Origin of the sequence: Saccharothrix lopnurensis (assembly GCF_042658445.1) — a bacterium.
Classification (GTDB): domain Bacteria; phylum Actinomycetota; class Actinomycetes; order Mycobacteriales; family Pseudonocardiaceae; genus Actinosynnema; species Actinosynnema lopnurensis.
This window is the reverse complement of sequence record NZ_JBHSQO010000002.1, coordinates 233789-249633: the sequence shown is the minus strand read 5'-3', so window position 1 is coordinate 249633 and position 15845 is coordinate 233789. Positions and strand designations below refer to the sequence as shown.

The window sequence follows — 15845 nt, the reverse complement described above, 5'->3', positions numbered from 1 at the left end:
GGGTTGTCCACAGGTCAGCGCCGCGGCAGCGGGCTGAACACCTCGTCCCAGGCCGCCGCGACCTGGCGCGCGCACGTGGTCGCCGCGACCCCGCCGACGCCGGTGCCCAGCCCCGGCATGGCGATGGTGCGCACCACCTCGCGCACCGGCCTGCCGTCCTCCAGCCGCCCGTCGAGCCACAGCCGCAGCACGGCCCGCGCCGCCAGGTACGGGTGCACGGTGTCGCCCGGCAGCAGCTCGCCGGGCTGCCGCATGGTGGGCGCGCTGATCAGCCACTCCGGCTCGGGCTCGCCGGTCGGCGCGATCAGCGCCTCGCCCACCGGCAGCTCGCCGCCGTGCAGGGCCAGGACCGCGCCGCGCACGTGGTCCTCGACGTGGGGGAAGGCCCGCGCGTAGACCGCGTCGATGCCCCCGCGCATCCAGCCGGAGGAGTTGGCCGGACTCACCACGGCCTCGGCGACGATGTCGAGCACCGAGCCCCGGTGCACCTCGACGCCCGACCTGCCGTCGGCCACCGCGCCCCAGGCAAGGGCGAGCGGTTCGTCGACGGCGCACAGCACCAGACGGGGAACTGCTACCGGAGCGTTGATCTCACCCTCCGTATCGGCGGACACGCACACCAGCATTCCAGGAGAACCCGTTGCTGCGGAACGGGGGCGGGCACCCGCCGGGCGGGTGATCCTCGCCTCAACGCCGATCACTTGGCGTGCTCCTCGTATCGTTGCGCTCGTGCTCGCCTACTTCGGCCCCAGCGGAACCTTCACCGAGCAGGCCGCACGCGGCTTCGCCACCCCGCAGCAGGAGCTGGTCCCGTTCGACACGGTGCCCGCCGCCCTGGCCGCGACCCGGCGCGGGGAGACCGAGGCGGCCTGCGTGCCGGTGGAGAACTCCGTCGAGGGCGCCGTGCCCGCGACGATGGACGCGCTGACCGAGGGCGAGCCGCTGGTCGCGGTCGCGGAGGCGGTGCTGCCGGTGCGGTTCAGCGTGCTCAAGCGGCCGGGTGACGAGCCCGTGCGCACGGTCGCCAGCCACCCGCACGCGCTGGGCCAGGTGCGCCGCTGGCTGGCCGAGCACCTGCCCGACGCCGAGGTGGTCGCCACCACGTCCACGGCCGCCGCGGCGCGCGCCGTGCTGCACGGCCAGTTCGACGCCGCGGTGAGCGCCCCGGTCGCCGTCCGGCACTACCCGCTGGAGGTGCTGGCCGCCGACGTGGCCGACGTGCGCGACGCCAAGACCCGCTTCCTGCTGCTGCGCGAGCCGGGCCCGCTGCCCGAGCCGACCGGCCGCGACCGCACCTCCGTGGTGTGCACGGTCGCGGACCGCCCCGGCGTGCTGGCGGACCTGCTGTCGGAGCTGGCGCTGCGCGCCGTCAACCTGACCCGCATCGAGTCTCGCCCCACCAAGGACAGGCTGGGCGAGTACCGCTTCTCCATCGACATGGACGGCCACGTGGCCGAGCCCAGGGTGGGTGACGCGCTGGCCGGCCTGCACCGGCACTGCCAGCACCTGAGGTTCCTCGGCTCCTACCCGAGGGCCGAGCCGGGCGGGACGCCCGCGGGCAACGACGAGTTCGTCTCGGCCGCCGCGTGGGTGGCCGCCGTGCGAGAGGGGAGGGGCGCGTGAAGCTGGTCCTGGTGCGGCACGGCGAGACCGCCTCCAACGTCAGGATGGCCCTGGACTCGCTGCCGCCCGGTCCGCCGCTGACCGACGCCGGGGTGGCCCAGGCCGCCGCGCTGGCCGAGGCGCTGGCGGACGAGCCGGTGGCCGCCGTCTACGCCAGCACGGCCGTGCGCGCGCAGCAGACCGCCGCGCCGGTCGCCGCCGCCCACGGCCTGGAGGTCGAGGTCGTCGAGGGCGTGCAGGAGGTCTTCTGCGGCGACCTGGAGGGGCGGCACGACCGCGAGGCGTTCGAGGCGTTCCTGGCGGTGGCCAAGCGGTGGGGCGACGGCGAGCTGGACGCGCCGCTGCCCGGCGGCGAGAGCGGCCGGCAGGTCCTCGACCGCTACCTGGCCGCGGTGGAGCGGCTCGCCGCGCGGCACCGCGACGGCGAGACCGCGGTGCTGGTCAGCCACGGCGCCTCGCTGCGCATGGCGGCGCTGGCGCTGGCCGTCAACGTGGGCCCCGAACTGGCCCGCTCCGGCCTGCTGCCGAACACCGGCCGCGTGGTCCTGGAACGCACCCTTGAGGGTTGGCTGTGCACGTCGTGGACCGGCGTGGACGTGATCTCGCAGGAGTTACCGCTATGAGGATCGACGGCTCCACCGCCCTGGTCACCGGCGCCAACCGCGGCATCGGCCGGCACTTCGCCCGCCACCTGCTCGAACGCGGCGCGGCCAGGGTGTACGCGACGGCCCGCGACCCCCGGACCGTGGACCTGCCGGGCGTGGAGGTGCTGCGCCTGGACGTGACCGACCCCGGCTCGGTGGCCGCCGCCGCGGAGGTCGCCCGGGACGTCGCGCTGCTGGTCAACAACGCGGGCGTGAACACCGCGCAGGACCTGGTCGGCGGGGACCTGGCGAAGATCCGCCTGGAGATGGACACCCACTTCTACGGCACGCTCGACGTGGTGCGGGCGTTCGCCCCGGTGCTGGCCGCGAACGGCGGCGGCGCGATCGTCAACGTGCTGTCGGCGCTGTCGTGGTTCTCCGCGCCGGGCACCGGCGCCTACGCCGCCGCGAAGGCCGCCCAGTGGGGCCTGACCAACGGCATCCGGCTCGAACTCGCCGGTCAGGGCACCCTGGTCACCGCGCTGCACCTGGGCACCGCCGACACCGACATGATCGCGGGCACGGGCCTGGACCCGATCAACCAGCCGGCGGACGTGGCGCGGGCCGCCCTGGACGGGGTCGAGGCGGGCGCGGTGGAGGTCCTGGTCGACGACTGGAGCGCGCACGTGAAGGCGTCGCTGGCGGGCGACCCGGCGGTCTTCTACCGCGACCTGGTGGGCTGAGGGGCCCGGCGCTCCGGGGCCCGGGAGGTCCGGCCCCGGGGCGCCGCACGGGCCGGGCTAACCCCACCCCAGCTCGTGCAGCTTGTCGTCGTCGATGCCGAAGTGGTGCGCGATCTCGTGGACCACGGTGATGGCGATCTCGTCCACCACCTCGTCCTCGTCCCGGCAGATGTCCAGGATCGCCTCGCGGTAGATGGTGATGCGGTCCGGCAGCACCCCGCCGTAGTCCATCGTCCGCTCGGTCAGCGCGATGCCGTGGTAGAGGCCGAGCAGGCTCGGCTCGTCGGGGTGGCGGTCCTCGACCAGGACCACCACGTTGTCCATCGCGCCGGCGAAGGCCGGCGGGATGAGGTCGAGGGCTTCGGAGACCAGCTCCTCGAACCGCTGACGGGACATCTCCACCGGCACGTCGTCACCTCGTCGTGGTGGGCTCGGTCGTGCTCGTCCCGGTGCTCGCCGTGGTCTCCGGGCCCGAGGAGGTCGGGGTGGGCGAGCCACTGGCCGAGTTGGACTGCGAGTGCAGCGGCGCCCCGGTCGGCTCGTCCTGCTGCACGGCGGTGGTCTGCGGCGGGTTCGAGGTGGTCAGCGGCGGCGCGTCCGGGTTGCGGACGCTGCCCTCCCACGCCACCAGCAGGTTGTTCTCGGGGATCGCGCCCACCTTGCAGTTGGTCAGCCGCGACCCGGCCGCCCAGCTCTCCGGCGCCCGGGTGTCCCACGCGACCACGAGGTCGCGCGCCCTGAGGTCGGCGCCGCCGGTGTACTCCTTGGCGATCCGGTCGCACTCGCCCGCCAGGAACTCCTCCTGCTGCTCCGGCGCCGGGTAGTCGCCGGGCGCCAGCGGCACCACGCCGACGATCTCGTAGGTGTGCGGCTTGGCGCACTCCACCGGGTCGCCGACCGACCGGGCCTCGGTGATGCCCAGGCACACGCCCGGGTCGTAGACGTCGGACTGGTCCTGGGTGCGGGCGGTGCCGTAGGCGGGCAGCAGGCCGCCCGCCGGGCCCGCCACCTGGAGGCCGCAGCGCACCGCCCGGTCGCCCTCGCCCCACAGCCGCGAGCCGGCGTTGAGCGGGCCCACGGTGTACTTGCCGAACGGGTCGAACTCGCCGCCCAGGTACTCCAGCGACGCCCGGGCGCAGTACTCCTGGCTGATCTCCTGCCACTGGACGTCGTCCGGGAACGGCGCCTGCGGGCCGTGCGAGGAGGAGATGTCGGCCACACCGGTCACCTCGAACAGGTGCTGGGCGGAGCAGTCGACCTCCGCGATGTCCGAGAGGTCCTTCCTGGTCCAGTTCAGGCAGTCGCCCGCCTGGGCCACCAGGACCGGGTTGACCGGGGTCGACCCGCCCTGGAGCGAGCCACCGCCCGCGCCCACCGGCCAGGAGGTGAAGGTGCTCAGCGCGAGCAGGCCGAACGCGCCCGCGAACGCGCCGAGCATGACCATGTGGTCACCACGACGAAACCAACGGGCGCTCGCGGACATCTACTCCATGATGCCTGTGCCGTCCGGGACGCCCGCCGCCCGGGTGCCGAGTGTTGCTAATTGGACACTCGTCACCCAAATGGCGGCCGATCTCGGTACCGTCCCCGCCGGGAGTGGCTGATGACTGAGAACGACAACACCGGGAACACCGGCACGCCCGACCAGGGCAGGCCGGGCCAGGGTGGACCGAACGGGCCGACCGCGCCGGGTGGCGCGCCGCCGCCGTACGTGCCCGCACCGACGTCGCAGCAGGGCGGTCGGTCGGGCGGGCGCGGCCAGGTGCGCAACCAGGAGCCGGGCAAGACCAAGCCCCGGCCGCCGACGGTGGCCGAGCAGCGCGCGCGGTCCCGGCTCGCCCAGCAGGAGCGCGAGGCCGAGCTCGCCCGCGAGGCGGAGGAGAAGCGCAAGAAGAAGCTGCGCAAACGGCTGCTGATCAGCGGCGGCGTGGTCGTCGGCGTGGTCGGCGTGGTGGCCATCTGGTACGCCGCCGCCAGCCCCGACGAGGTCGACGCCCAGTGCACGATGAACGACGTCGTGGTGGACGACGACTACTGCGACGACAGCTACGTCAACAGCCACGGCGGCTACCACAGCGGCGGCTTCTTCTACATCGGCGGCAACTCCTACCGCTACCACTACGGCGGTCCGAGCACGCCGGTCGGCCAGAAGGTCAGCGGCGGCAGCTACACGCTGCCCAAGGGCGCGAGCGTCAGCACGTCCTCGGGCAAGGTGATCCAGCGGGGTGGCTTCGGCGTCTCCGGCGGCAGCAAGAGCGGGAGCAGCTGAGTTGCGTCGCGAGTCCTCCTCGCCCCGGCCGAACTGGCAGCGCACCGTCTCCGAGCAGGGCCTGGTGTTCGGCGCGCCCGGCAAGCGGACCGACGGCACCGCCCGCCCCTACTGGGACGAGTCCGCGCACTACGTGTTCGACATGAGCGAGGTCCTGTCCCTGGAGGCGGACGTCGAGCTGCTCCACGGCATGTGCCTGGAGGCCGTCGACAACGTCGTGCTCACCGAGCGCTACCGCGACTTCGGCATCGGCGAGTGGCTGTGGCCGGCGATCGCCGAGTCGTGGAAGCGCCGCGACCCGCACGTCTACGGGCGGTTCGACCTGCGCTACGACGGCGGCGGCCCGGCCAAGCTGCTGGAGTACAACGCCGACACGCCCACGTCGCTGCTGGAGGCGTCGGTCGTCCAGTGGAACTGGAAGACCGACACCCACCCGGACGACGACCAGTGGAACTCGATCCACGAGAAGTTGGTCGAGCGCTGGGCGGAGATCACCTCGCGGCTGCCGTCCAACGAGGTGCACTTCACCTGGTCCGGCTCCGAGCCCTCGGGCGAGGACCACGTCACCGTGGCCTACCTCCAGGAGACCGCGGCCGAGGCGGGCATGGACACCGTGGGCCTGGCGATCGAGGAGATCGGCTGGGACCCGGCGCTCAAGCGGTTCGTCGACCTCGAAGAGGCCCCGATGGGCACGGTGGTGAAGCTCTACCCGTGGGAGTGGGTGACCGAGGAGCAGTTCGGCCGCTTCGCCGTGGAGAGCCTGCCCGCGACCCTGTGGGTCGAGCCGCTGTGGAAGATGCTGCTGTCGAACAAGGCGCTGCTCGCGGTCCTGTGGGAGATGTACCCCGGCCACCCCAACCTGCTGCCCGCGTTCCTGGACGACCCCGGTCTGCTGACCGAGTACGTGCGCAAGCCGCGGTTGGGCCGGGAGGGCGCCAACATCCAGATCGTCGCCCCCGGCTACGAGACCCAGACCACCGGGGTCTATGGCAAGGAGGGCTTCGTCTACCAGCTGTTCGACCCGCTGCCCGAGTTCGACGGCTACCGGCCGGCGCTCGGCGCGTGGGTCGTGGGCGACGCCTCGGCGGGCCTCGGCATCCGCGAGACCGTCGGCCTGGTCACCGACGACGGCGCGACGTTCGTGCCGCACCGGATCGCCTGATGGGCACGTCCCCCGGCGAACCGATCCCGTCACCGGCTCCTTCACCGGCGGCGCACATCCCCAACCCGCACCCCCTGGAGGGTCAGTGATCACCAACCTCGCGTTGGACCCCGGTTTCGGCAGTTCGATCGGCCAGGGCGTCGGCGCCATCGCGCTCTACGCCATCGTGGGCCTGCTGCTGATGGTCTTCGGCTTCTACGCGATCGACTGGACCACGCCGGGCAAGCTCAGCACGCTGGTGCGCGACGGCCACCCGAACGCGGTCATCGTCACCTCCGCGGGCCTGGTCAGCATGGCGCTGATCGTGGTCGTGGCCATCTACAGCTCGGCGGGCAAGCTGGCCGAGGGCCTGCTGTCGGCGCTGATCTTCGGCCTGGTCGGCATCGTCGTGCAGGTGCTCGCGGTCCGGCTGCTGGAGTGGGTGACCCGGCTCGACATCGGCTCGCTGATCCAGTCCGACCGGTTCGCCCCGGCCAGCGCCGTGGTCGCGGCCGCGCACGTCGCGCTCGGCCTCGTGGTCGCCGTCGCCATCTCGTAGCCCCCGGGGCGCACCCGGCCCGGGTGCGCCCCCGGCGCGCCTCAGCCGACCGGCAGGCGCTTCCGCCAGTCCAGCGGCCCGACCCTGATGCGGGTGCGGACCGACCCGTCCCACTCGACCGGCAGCCCGCCCGCGGTGAGCGCCTCGACGACCTCCCGCGCCACGGCCGTGTCCGCCGCCACCGGGTCACCGCCGTCGACCAGCGAGCCGAAGGCGAGCCACACCCCGCCGCCGTGCACCGCGCCCTCGGTGTCCTGCCGGTGGAAGAACACGTAGCCGTGCGCGCCCTCCGCCGCCTCGTCGCCGATCTCGGCGTGGCCGCACGTCTGGCAGCAGGTGAAGTCGGCGCGGGCCACCACGCCGCCCGCCTCCAGGCCCTCGAACACGGAGAGCAGCCGGTCCACGTCCGTCGTCCCCGGCCACCCCTCCTGCTCGGCGACGCGCTCCCGCCACACCCGCTCCACGACCGCCCGCGCGGCCGCCGGGGGCACCCGGCCCTCGTCGTCGAAGTAGTCGGTCACGTCCGCCACGGCGTCCGCCAACGAGGTGAAACCGCCGTGCACGACGTCGCGCGCGTGCTCCTCGACCTCCGCCAGCACGTCGGCGGGCAGGTCGGGGGTGTCGTCCGTTCGATCAGCCACGCGGGCATCCTGCCCGACGGCACCGACAATCCCGATCGTCGGCGCGGCGGCCAGGTACTACGCTGCTCCGCGTGATTGACCTCAAGGCTCTGCGCGACAACCCGGAGGCCGTCCGCGCGTCGCAGCGCGCGCGTGGCGAGGACGAGGCCGTGGTCGACGCGCTGCTGTCCGCCGACGAGCGCCGCCGGGCCGCGGTGGCCCGCGCCGACGCGCTGCGCGGCGAGCAGAAGGCGTTCGGCAAGCAGGTGGGCCGGGCCCGGGGCGAGGAGCGCGAGGCGCTGCTCGCCCGGGGCAAGGAGCTGTCCGCCGAGGTCAAGGCCGCCGAGGCCGAGCAGTCCGCCGCCGAGGCCGAGCTGGCCGAGCTGCACCGCGCCATCCCGAACGTGGTCCACCCCGACGCGCCCGAGGGCGGCGAGGACGACTACGCGGTGCTCAAGCACGTGGGCACGGCGCGCGAGTTCGACTTCGAGCCCCGGGACCACCTGGACCTGGGCACCCGGCTCGGCGCGATCGACATGGAGCGCGGCGCGAAGGTCTCCGGCTCGCGGTTCTACTTCCTCACCGGGGTGGGCGCGCGGCTGGAGCTGGCGCTGCTCAACATGGCCGTCGCCCAGGCCACCGCGGCCGGGTTCGACCTGATGATCACGCCCACGCTGGTCCGCCCGGAGATCATGGCCGGCACCGGGTTCCTGGGCGCGCACGCGAGCGAGGTCTACCGCCTCGAAGCCGACGACCTGTACCTGGTGGGCACCTCGGAGGTGCCGCTGGCGGGCTACCACGCCGACGAGATCCTGGACGGCGAGAAGCGGTACGCGGGCTGGTCGTCGTGCTACCGCCGGGAGGCCGGCTCCTACGGCAAGGACACCCGCGGGATCATCCGCGTGCACCAGTTCAACAAGGTCGAGATGTTCTCCTACGTGCGCCCCGAGGACGCGGAGGCCGAGCACGCCAGGCTGCTGGCCTGGGAGGAGGAGATGCTGGCCAAGGTCGAGGTGCCCTACCGGGTCATCGACACCGCGGCGGGCGACCTCGGCACCAGCGCGGCCCGCAAGTTCGACTGCGAGGCGTGGATCCCCACCCAGCAGGCGTACCGGGAGCTGACCTCGACCTCGAACTGCACCACGTTCCAGGCCCGCCGGCTGAACGTGCGCCACCGCGACGAGAACGGCAAGCCGCAGATCGCCGCCACGCTCAACGGCACCCTGGCCACCACCCGGTGGATCGTGGCCATCCTGGAGAACCACCAGCAGGCCGACGGCTCGGTGGTGGTGCCGGAGGCGCTGCGGCCGTTCCTCGGCCTGGACGTGCTCAAGCCCAACTAGGGAGCCCCGCGCCCCCGGCCGCGCGGCCGGGGGCGCTCCGGGTCGGGCCGTGCTCCGACCCGGGCGCGTTCCGGCCCGCGCCGGCCCGCGCCCGGCCCTGCTCCACGCCGCCCGCGTTCCAGCCAGCCCCGCGCCCGGCCCAGCCCCGCGCCCGGCCCTGCTCCACTCCGGCCACGCTCCAACCCGCCCACGCCGGCCCGCGCTCCACCCCGGCCGCGCCTCAGGCCCAGCTGCGCTCCACCGCGCCCGCCACGTGCCTGCCGATCTCCAGTGACGAGGTCGCCGCCGGCGAGGGCGCGTTCAGCACGTGCACCTGGCGCGGCGCGGTGTCGACCAGGAAGTCGTCGACCAGCGAGCCGTCGGCGCGCAGGGCCTGCGCCCGCACGCCCGCCTCGGCCCGGACCAGGTCGTCCGGCCCGACCGCGGGCACCAGGCGGGCCAGGCTCGCCGCGAACCGCTTCCGGGAGAACGACCGCAGCACCTCCTCGGCGCCGGTGCGGGCGAACCGGCGCGCCAGCCGCCACGTGCCGGGGAACCGGGCCACGTCGACCACGTCGGCGGCCGAGAAGTCGCGCCACGAGTACCCCTCGCGGCGCAGCGCGAGCACCGCGTTCGGGCCCGCGTGCACGCTGCCGTCGAGCATCCGGGTCAGGTGCACGCCCAGGAACGGCAGCTCCGGGTCCGGCACCGGGTAGACCAGCCCGCGCACCAGGTGCCGCCGGTCGGGCCGCAGCTCGTAGTACTCGCCCCGGAACGGCACGATCGCCGCCGACGGCGCCACGCCCGCCAGCCTGGCCACCCGGTCGCTGTGCAGGCCGGCGCAGTTGACCAGGGCGTCCGCCCGCACCACCCCGTCGGGCGTGGCCACCTCGACGCCGCCGCCGGCGAGCGCCCGCCGGATCGCCAGCGCGGGGGTGCCCAACCGCAGGTCGTGGCCCTCCAGCTCGGCCACCAGCGCCCGGCACACCGCCGGGAAGTCGATGATGCCGGTGCTCTCCACCCGCAGCGCCGCGACCGCCGCCACCTCGGGTTCGTGCTCGCGCGCCTCCTCGGCGGTGACCCGGCGCACCGGCACGCCGTTGGCCTCCGCCCGCCCGGCCAGCGCCTCCAGGCGCGGCAGCTCGTCGCGCGAGGTGGCGACGACCAGCTTGCCGCAGACCTCGACCGGCACCCCGTGCTCCCGGGCGAACGCCACGATCGAGGCGTTGCCGGCCACCGACATGCGCGCCTTCAGCGACCCCGGCCGGTAGTAGAGGCCCGCGTGCACCACGTTGCTGTTGTGGCCGCTCTGGTGCGCGCCCCAGCGCGCCTCCTTCTCCAGGACCGTCACCGCGTGCCCGCGCCGCACCAGCTCCCGCGCGGTCGCCAGGCCGACGATGCCGCCGCCGACCACCACCACCCGTCGCACGCCGTCAGCCCCTGACCAGCTCGGGCAGCACGTCGGCCGCCACCCGCTCCAGCACGGCCTCGCTGCCCGCGAACACGCCGTCGGCGCGCGGCCAGTGCACGGCCAGGTCGGTGAACCCCAGCTCCCGGGCCCGCCCGGCCACGTCCCGGAAGTGCTCCACGCCGGTCAGCGAGTACACCGGGCACGAGTCGGCGTTGAGGTGGAGGTCGATGGTGCCCTCCGCCCGCCCGATCCGGGCCAGCTCCTCCCGGAACCGGTCCGTGAGCTCGGCCACGCCGCGCCACCACGCGCCCTCGTCGTCGGCCTCCGGCCCGGTGGTGATCCAGCCGGTGCCGTACTTCGCCGCGACCGCCATCGCCCTCGGTCCGTTCGCGGCGACCACGAACGGCAGCCGCGGCTGCTGCACGCACCCCGGCGCGCTCCGCGCGTCCCGGACCCGGAAGTGCTCCCCGTCGAAGTTCGTGCGCGGCCGCGTCAGCAGCAGGTCGAGCGCCGCCACGAACTCCTCGAACCGGCCCTGCCTGCTGCCGGCCGGCGGACCGCCCATGACCTGCGCGTCGTGGCCCCGGCCACCGGCGCCGACGCCGAGCGTGAAGCGGCCGTCGCTGATGTCGTCCAACGCCAGCAGCTCCCGGGCGAACGGCACCGGGTGGCGGAAGTTCGGCGAGGCCACCAGCGTCCCCAGCCGGATGCGCCGCGTGACCACGGCCGCGGCGGTGAGTGTCGGGACCGCCCCGAACCAGGGACCGTCCACCAGGGACCGCCACCCCACGTGGTCGTAGGTCCAGGCGTGGTGGAAGCCGTACTCCTCGGCGGCCTTCCACTTGTGTTCGGCCATCCACCAGCGGTGTTCGGGGAGGATCACAATCCCAGTGCGCACCCGGCGACGGTATCCGACCAGGCACCATGGGGGTGTGCAGAGACCTTCCCTCGTGGCGTCCGACGTCGACGGCACCCTCCTCGGCCCGCTGGGCCGGCTCAGCCCCCGCACCACCGCCACGATCGGCCGCGTGCTCGCCGCGGGCGTCCCGTTCGTGCTGGCCACCGGCCGCCCGCCGCGGTGGGTGCCCGAGATCGCCGACGCCGCCGGCCTCACCGGCTACGCGGTGTGCTCGAACGGGGCCGTGCTCCACGACCTGGCCGCCGACCGCGTGGTCGCGGCCGAGCCGCTGTCCCCGGTGCGGCTGACCGACCTGGCCGCCCTGCTCGACGACGCGCTGCCGGGCTGCGCGCTGGCCTCCGAGCGGGTCGGCGGGAGCGCCCGCCGCCCGGCCGAGGCCGAGTTCGTCTCCGACGCGCACTACCTCCACCCGTGGCCGGAGGGCTCGCAGCCGCTGCCCGGCCACGCGCGGGCCGAGCTGCTCGGCCGGGACGCGGTGAAACTGCTGGTCAGGCACCCGAACATGACCTCGGAGGAGATGGCGCGGGCGGTGGGGCCGCTCGTCGGCGACTCGGTCACCATGACCTACTCCACCGACGAGGGCCTGCTGGAGTTCGCCGCGCCCGGCGTCACCAAGGCGTCCGGCCTGGCCGCCGTGGCCGAGCGGCTGGGCGTGCCCGCGAGCGGCGTGCTGGCCTTCGGGGACATGCCCAACGACGTGCCGATGCTGACGTGGGCGGGCCACGGCGTGGCCATGGCCAACGCGCACCCGGCGGCCCGCGAGGCGGCCGACGAGATCACCGCGGCGAACTCCGAGGACGGGGTCGCGCTGGTCCTGGAGCGGTGGTTCTGATCCCCCATCCGGTGATGGGTACGGGGAGGTCATCCGGGGTACCCACGGCGGAAGTGCCCGGTGTCAACCGTGCTAGCGTGCGGCGCGACTGGTAGCCCGGCTCTCACACCGTGGGCCACGCCCTGATGACGTCACCACTTTTCACAGCGCAGCGGCAAACACAGGAGTACTCATGCTTTCCGTGGTCATCCCCTGCTTCAACGAGGAGCAGGGTCTGGTCAGGCTGAAAGAAGCGCTGACCAAGGAGCTGAGTGCGATCGTCCCGGAATTCGAGGTGCTCCTGGTCGACGACGGCAGCAAGGACCGCACGCTGGAGGTCATGCGCCGCATCTCCGGTGAGGACCCGCGCTTCCGCTACCTGGCGCTGAGCCGCAACTTCGGCAAGGAGGCCGCGATGCTCGCGGGCCTCAGCCAGGCCCGGGGAGAGGCCGTCGCGATCCTCGACGCCGACCTCCAGCACCCGCCGGAGCTGCTGGCCCGGATGCTGCCGCTGCTGGACCAGGGCTACGACCAGGTCGTCGCCCGCCGCACCCGGAAGGGTGACGGAAAGGTCCGGTCGCTGATCTCGAAGATGTACTACAAGATGATGAACCGCCTGGTCGACGTCGAACTGGAGGACGGCGTCGGCGACTTCCGCGTGCTCAGCCAGCGCGCGGTGCGGGCGCTGCTGTCACTGGGCGAGTACAACCGCTTCTCCAAGGGCCTGTTCTCGTGGATCGGCTTCGACACCGTCGTGGTCGACTACGAGAACGTGACCCGCGAGGTGGGCGGCAGCAAGTGGACCTTCCGCAAGCTGCTGAACTACGGCATCGACGGCGTCATCTCGTTCAACAACCAGCCGCTGCGCCTGGCGGTCTACCTCGGCGGGTTCTTCACCGCCCTCGCGTTCGGCTACATCGTCTGGATCCTGGCCGACGCGCTGATCCGCGGCGTGGACGTGCCGGGCTACGTCACCCTGGTCACCGCCATCCTCGGCATCGGCGGCCTCCAGCTGCTGTTCCTCGGCGTGATGGGCGAGTACCTGGGCCGCATCTACTACGAGACCAAGCGCCGGCCGCACTTCCTGCTCAAGGAGGTCAGCGGTGACTCCGACGCCCCGGTGAGCGTGCCGCTCGGCCCGGGTCTCGACCGCCAGGAACTGCTCCAGCACACCCTGGAGCACGAGGTGCGCCCGACCACCGGGGCGAAGCTGTGAACCTGGGCCGCATCGTCCGGTTCGGCGCCGTGGGCGTGGTGAACACGGGGACGTACTTCCTCTGCTACGTCGGCCTCACCACCTTCCTGCCCTACTTCGCGGCGCACGTGCTGGCGTTCGTGCTCAGCATGATCGGTTCGTACTTCCTCAACTGCTACTTCACCTTCCGGGTGAAGCCGTCGTGGAAGAGCTTCCTGCTGTTCCCGCTGTCCACCCTGGCCAACTTCGTGATCCAGTCCGCGGGCCTGTGGGCGCTGGTGGAGCACGCGCACATGAACCAGACGGTCGCGCCCCTCGTGGCCGCCGTGGCCGCCATCCCCATCACCTTCCTGGTCACCCAGCTGATATTCCGCGGGAACGTGCCCGGTGACCTGAAGAAGAGCGACTCCCCGCAGGAGGCCACGGCGTGAGCCTGCTCCACGACGGGGCGACCGCGGTCGACCCCGACCGGGCGCCCGAGGCGACGAGGGGCGACCGGGGCGGCCTGGTCTGGCCGCTGGCCACCTGCGCCCTGGTCGCGCTGCTGGCGCTGGTCCCGCTGATCAACAACCGGATCTTCTACTACTGGGACGACAGCGCCGCCCAGTTCCTGCCCACCTGGCACCACCTGGGCACCCTGATCAGGGACGGCCAGTGGCCGCCGCTGCTCGACGTGGACGCCTGGATGGGCGGCAACTACGCGGCCGAGGCGCTGTTCGGCATCTACAACCCGCTCTACGTCGCCAACTACGTCCTGGTGTCCCTGCTGCCCGACCTCGCGGTCTCCGCGCTGCTGGTCAAGGCGCAGTTCATGGTCCTGCTGGCGCTGGGCACCTACCTGGTCGCCCGCGACTACGGCGCCGCCCGGTGGGCCTCCTCCGCGGTGGCCGTGGCGCTGCCGTTCAGCGGCTTCACCCTCTACTTCGACACCGCCGGCTGGGCCTCGGGCCTGATGTCGTTCTCGATGGTGCCCCTGCTGTGGTGGGCCGCGCGCCGGATGGCCGACGGGCGGATGAACCCGTTCTGGGTCTTCCTCGTCGGCGCCCTCATCGTGACCGGCGGCAACCCGTACGGCGTGCTCGGCATCTGCATCGTGCTGGTCGGCCTGATGGTCGAGAACCTGGTGCGCGGCCGCCGCGCGGTCCTGGTCCGGCTCGTGCTGGTCGGCCTGTGCGTCGGCGCGGTCGTGCCCCTGGTGTTCTTCGCGCTGCTGGGCAGCTCGTCCGTGACCTGGCGCAGCGGGCAGGGCATCTGGAACGACGGGATGCTGGTCCCCGGCCTGGGCGACCTGCTCAACCTCAGCGCGCCCACCTACCTGCCGCAGATCAGCAACTGGCAGGCGACCATGCACAGCCCGGTCGCCTACTTCGCCTGGTTCGTGGTGCCGCTGGTGCCGTGGCTGCGCTGGGGCGTGCTGCGCGACCGTTGGCGCGAGCTGGCCGGCGTGGGCGTGGTCGTCGTCGCCTACCTGCTGCTGACGCTGAGCCCGTCGCAGCTGTGGATGTTCCGCTGGCCGCTGCGCCTGATCGAGTCGGTCTACCTCGGCCTGGCCGTGCTCGTCGCGGTCGTGCTGTCCGAGGGCCTGCGCACCGACCGGGCCAGGGCCCGCGCGGTCGCCTCCGGCGCGCTGCTGCTGTTCTCCGCCTACCTGTCGTGGGCGGGCACGCCGCAGCACCGCAACTGGCACCTCGTCGCCCTGGTCGTGGTCGCGGCCCTGACCGCCCTGGCCGTGCGGGCCGCCAGGCGCGGCACCGCCGCGCTGGCCATCGGCCTGCACCTGGGCACCGCCGCCGTGCTGCTGCTCCAGACCACCGCCTTCGTCGGCAACTTCAACGTCAACCCGTACTACTACCCGCACTCGGTGCAGGTCCTGCGCGACTCGTTCGCGGGCTACCAGGGCGCCACCATGCAGTTCGCCGACCGCCGCGCGGTCGACCGGCTGGGCCGCGGCCCCGACGGCGCGTGGGAGCACGTCCTGTTCGGCACCGCCTACCGGGCGGCCGGCGTCAACGCGGTGAACACCTACACCGGCATGGGCTTCAAGGACTTCTCCGAGACGTTCTGCATGAGCTTCATCGGCGAGTCCTGCGAGGCCGGCTACCGGAACCTCTGGCAGCCCCGGGACGACCGGGGCACCACGCTCGCCGAGATGATGCGCCTGGACACCGTCGTGGTCGAGCGCGGCCTCCTCGACGAGGTCCCCGCCCCGCCCGGGTGGCGGGTTCGGGAGCGCGACGACGCCGTCACCGTGCTCGCCCGCGAGGAACCGCACGCGTGGCCGGACGGCCGGCTCGGGGCCGTCTCCCCGGGCGTCGAGGTGCTCTCCGACACCTCGCCCGAGGAGACCGCCGAGGCCGTGCGCTTCCGCGTGACCGACGACGCCGAGCCCGCCCGGCTCACCTTCGCCAGGCTCAACTGGCCCGGCTACACCGCGCTGGTCGACGGCCGCGAGGTGCCCGTCACGACCGGGCCCGCCGGGCTGCTCCAGGTGGACCTGCCGGAGGGCGTCGACGAGGGCGAGCTGACCCTGGAGTGGACGCCCCCGGGCTTCACCGCGGGCCTCGCCCTGGGCGCCGCCGGCCTGGTCGGCGCGCTGGTCCTGGCCCTGTTCGGGCGCCGCTGGAAGCGCCAGGGGGGTCGGTGAGCCG

The 15845-nt window shown here is 73.5% G+C and carries 17 protein-coding genes; 11 read left to right on the top strand and 6 right to left on the bottom strand.

All coding sequences use genetic code 11. The features are described 5' to 3' along the window. Window positions 1–14: 14 nt before the first annotated feature. A complete protein-coding gene (locus ACFP3R_RS03265; RefSeq protein WP_380632580.1) occupies window positions 15–626 on the bottom strand; it encodes a macro domain-containing protein in 612 nt (203 codons plus the stop codon). Window positions 627–729: 103 nt separating this feature from the next. Here ACFP3R_RS03265 and pheA point away from each other — a divergent pair, with 103 nt between their 5' ends. The 3 genes from pheA to ACFP3R_RS03250 are packed head-to-tail and all read left to right on the top strand — an operon-like array spanning window position 730 to window position 2950. Further along, window positions 730–1623: a prephenate dehydratase gene (gene pheA, locus ACFP3R_RS03260; RefSeq protein WP_380632578.1), complete on the top strand. Its 894-nt coding sequence runs from the start codon at window positions 730–732 to the stop codon at window positions 1621–1623. Then, window positions 1620–2246 carry a histidine phosphatase family protein gene (locus ACFP3R_RS03255; protein WP_380632576.1) on the top strand — a complete coding sequence of 209 codons (627 nt, stop codon included), beginning with the start codon at window positions 1620–1622 and terminating at the stop codon, window positions 2244–2246. The genes pheA and ACFP3R_RS03255 overlap by 4 nt, the downstream gene beginning before the upstream one ends. Further along, window positions 2243–2950 carry an SDR family oxidoreductase gene (locus ACFP3R_RS03250; protein ID WP_380632574.1) on the top strand — a complete coding sequence of 236 codons (708 nt, stop codon included), beginning with the start codon at window positions 2243–2245 and terminating at the stop codon, window positions 2948–2950. The genes ACFP3R_RS03255 and ACFP3R_RS03250 overlap by 4 nt, the downstream gene beginning before the upstream one ends. Window positions 2951–3007: 57 nt before the next feature. Here the strand turns inward: ACFP3R_RS03250 and ACFP3R_RS03245 are convergent, their stop codons facing one another. Together ACFP3R_RS03245 and ACFP3R_RS03240 are read right to left on the bottom strand one after the other, a co-directional pair. Next, complete coding sequence (locus tag ACFP3R_RS03245) at window positions 3008–3358, bottom strand: metallopeptidase family protein (RefSeq protein WP_380632572.1); 351 nt, start codon at window positions 3356–3358, stop codon at window positions 3008–3010. Window positions 3359–3362: 4 nt separating this feature from the next. Then, the gene (locus ACFP3R_RS03240; RefSeq protein WP_380632571.1) at window positions 3363–4394 is read right to left on the bottom strand and encodes a septum formation family protein; all 1032 of its coding nucleotides are present in this window, start codon (window positions 4392–4394) and stop codon (window positions 3363–3365) included. A gap of 159 nt (window positions 4395–4553) precedes the next feature. Here ACFP3R_RS03240 and ACFP3R_RS03235 point away from each other — a divergent pair, with 159 nt between their 5' ends. The 3 genes from ACFP3R_RS03235 to ACFP3R_RS03225 all read left to right on the top strand — a co-directional run bounded on the left by ACFP3R_RS03235 (window position 4554) and on the right by ACFP3R_RS03225 (window position 6919). Beyond that, window positions 4554–5219, top strand: a complete 666-nt coding sequence (locus ACFP3R_RS03235) for a hypothetical protein (RefSeq protein ID WP_380632569.1) — start codon at window positions 4554–4556, stop codon at window positions 5217–5219. Between the two features lies 1 nt (window position 5220). Next, window positions 5221–6381, top strand: a complete 1161-nt coding sequence (locus tag ACFP3R_RS03230; RefSeq protein ID WP_380632566.1) for a glutathionylspermidine synthase family protein — start codon at window positions 5221–5223, stop codon at window positions 6379–6381. 85 nt (window positions 6382–6466) lie between these two features. Further along, window positions 6467–6919 carry a DUF350 domain-containing protein gene (locus tag ACFP3R_RS03225; RefSeq protein ID WP_380632563.1) on the top strand — a complete coding sequence of 151 codons (453 nt, stop codon included), beginning with the start codon at window positions 6467–6469 and terminating at the stop codon, window positions 6917–6919. A gap of 41 nt (window positions 6920–6960) precedes the next feature. Here ACFP3R_RS03225 and ACFP3R_RS03220 read toward each other — a convergent pair whose 3' ends face one another. Then, the gene (locus ACFP3R_RS03220) at window positions 6961–7560 is read right to left on the bottom strand and encodes a DUF6891 domain-containing protein (RefSeq protein WP_380632562.1); all 600 of its coding nucleotides are present in this window, start codon (window positions 7558–7560) and stop codon (window positions 6961–6963) included. Window positions 7561–7631: 71 nt separating this feature from the next. Between ACFP3R_RS03220 and serS the strand changes: the two genes are divergently transcribed. Then, a complete protein-coding gene (gene serS / locus ACFP3R_RS03215) occupies window positions 7632–8882 on the top strand; it encodes a serine--tRNA ligase (RefSeq protein ID WP_380632559.1) in 1251 nt (416 codons plus the stop codon). 220 nt (window positions 8883–9102) lie between these two features. Here the strand turns inward: serS and lhgO are convergent, their stop codons facing one another. Further along, window positions 9103–10290 (bottom strand): L-2-hydroxyglutarate oxidase, encoded by a 1188-nt coding sequence (gene lhgO, locus ACFP3R_RS03210; RefSeq protein WP_380632557.1) that lies wholly within the window; start codon window positions 10288–10290, stop codon window positions 9103–9105. A 4-nt stretch (window positions 10291–10294) separates the two neighbouring features. Next, entirely contained in the window at window positions 10295–11170 is an 876-nt protein-coding gene (locus ACFP3R_RS03205; protein WP_380632555.1) for an LLM class flavin-dependent oxidoreductase, read from the bottom strand. A 34-nt stretch (window positions 11171–11204) separates the two neighbouring features. Between ACFP3R_RS03205 and ACFP3R_RS03200 the strand changes: the two genes are divergently transcribed. From ACFP3R_RS03200 to ACFP3R_RS03185, 4 genes are all read left to right on the top strand, one after another. Beyond that, on the top strand, window positions 11205–12023 hold the full coding sequence (locus tag ACFP3R_RS03200; RefSeq protein ID WP_380632552.1) for an HAD family hydrolase: 819 nt from the start codon (window positions 11205–11207) through the stop codon (window positions 12021–12023). A 172-nt stretch (window positions 12024–12195) separates the two neighbouring features. Continuing rightward, a complete protein-coding gene (locus tag ACFP3R_RS03195; RefSeq protein ID WP_380632551.1) occupies window positions 12196–13218 on the top strand; it encodes a glycosyltransferase family 2 protein in 1023 nt (340 codons plus the stop codon). After that, on the top strand, window positions 13215–13628 hold the full coding sequence (locus ACFP3R_RS03190; protein ID WP_380632549.1) for a GtrA family protein: 414 nt from the start codon (window positions 13215–13217) through the stop codon (window positions 13626–13628). Before ACFP3R_RS03195 ends, ACFP3R_RS03190 begins: the two co-directional genes overlap by 4 nt. After that, window positions 13625–15841, top strand: a complete 2217-nt coding sequence (locus ACFP3R_RS03185) for a hypothetical protein (protein ID WP_380632546.1) — start codon at window positions 13625–13627, stop codon at window positions 15839–15841. Before ACFP3R_RS03190 ends, ACFP3R_RS03185 begins: the two co-directional genes overlap by 4 nt. The last annotated feature ends 4 nt before the right edge of the window (window positions 15842–15845 follow it).

Bases quoted from the DNA above. Each gene is read 5' to 3' on its own strand.
- ACFP3R_RS03265 (WP_380632580.1), bottom strand. From the start codon at position 626: ATGCTGGTGTGCGTGTCCGCCGATACGGAGGGTGAGATCAACGCTCCG.
- ACFP3R_RS03250 (WP_380632574.1), top strand. From the start codon at position 2,243: ATGAGGATCGACGGCTCCACCGCCCTGGTCACCGGCGCCAACCGCGGC.
- ACFP3R_RS03240 (WP_380632571.1), bottom strand. From the start codon at position 4,394: ATGGTCATGCTCGGCGCGTTCGCGGGCGCGTTCGGCCTGCTCGCGCTG.
- ACFP3R_RS03235 (WP_380632569.1), top strand. From the start codon at position 4,554: ATGACTGAGAACGACAACACCGGGAACACCGGCACGCCCGACCAGGGC.
- ACFP3R_RS03195 (WP_380632551.1), top strand. From the start codon at position 12,196: ATGCTTTCCGTGGTCATCCCCTGCTTCAACGAGGAGCAGGGTCTGGTC.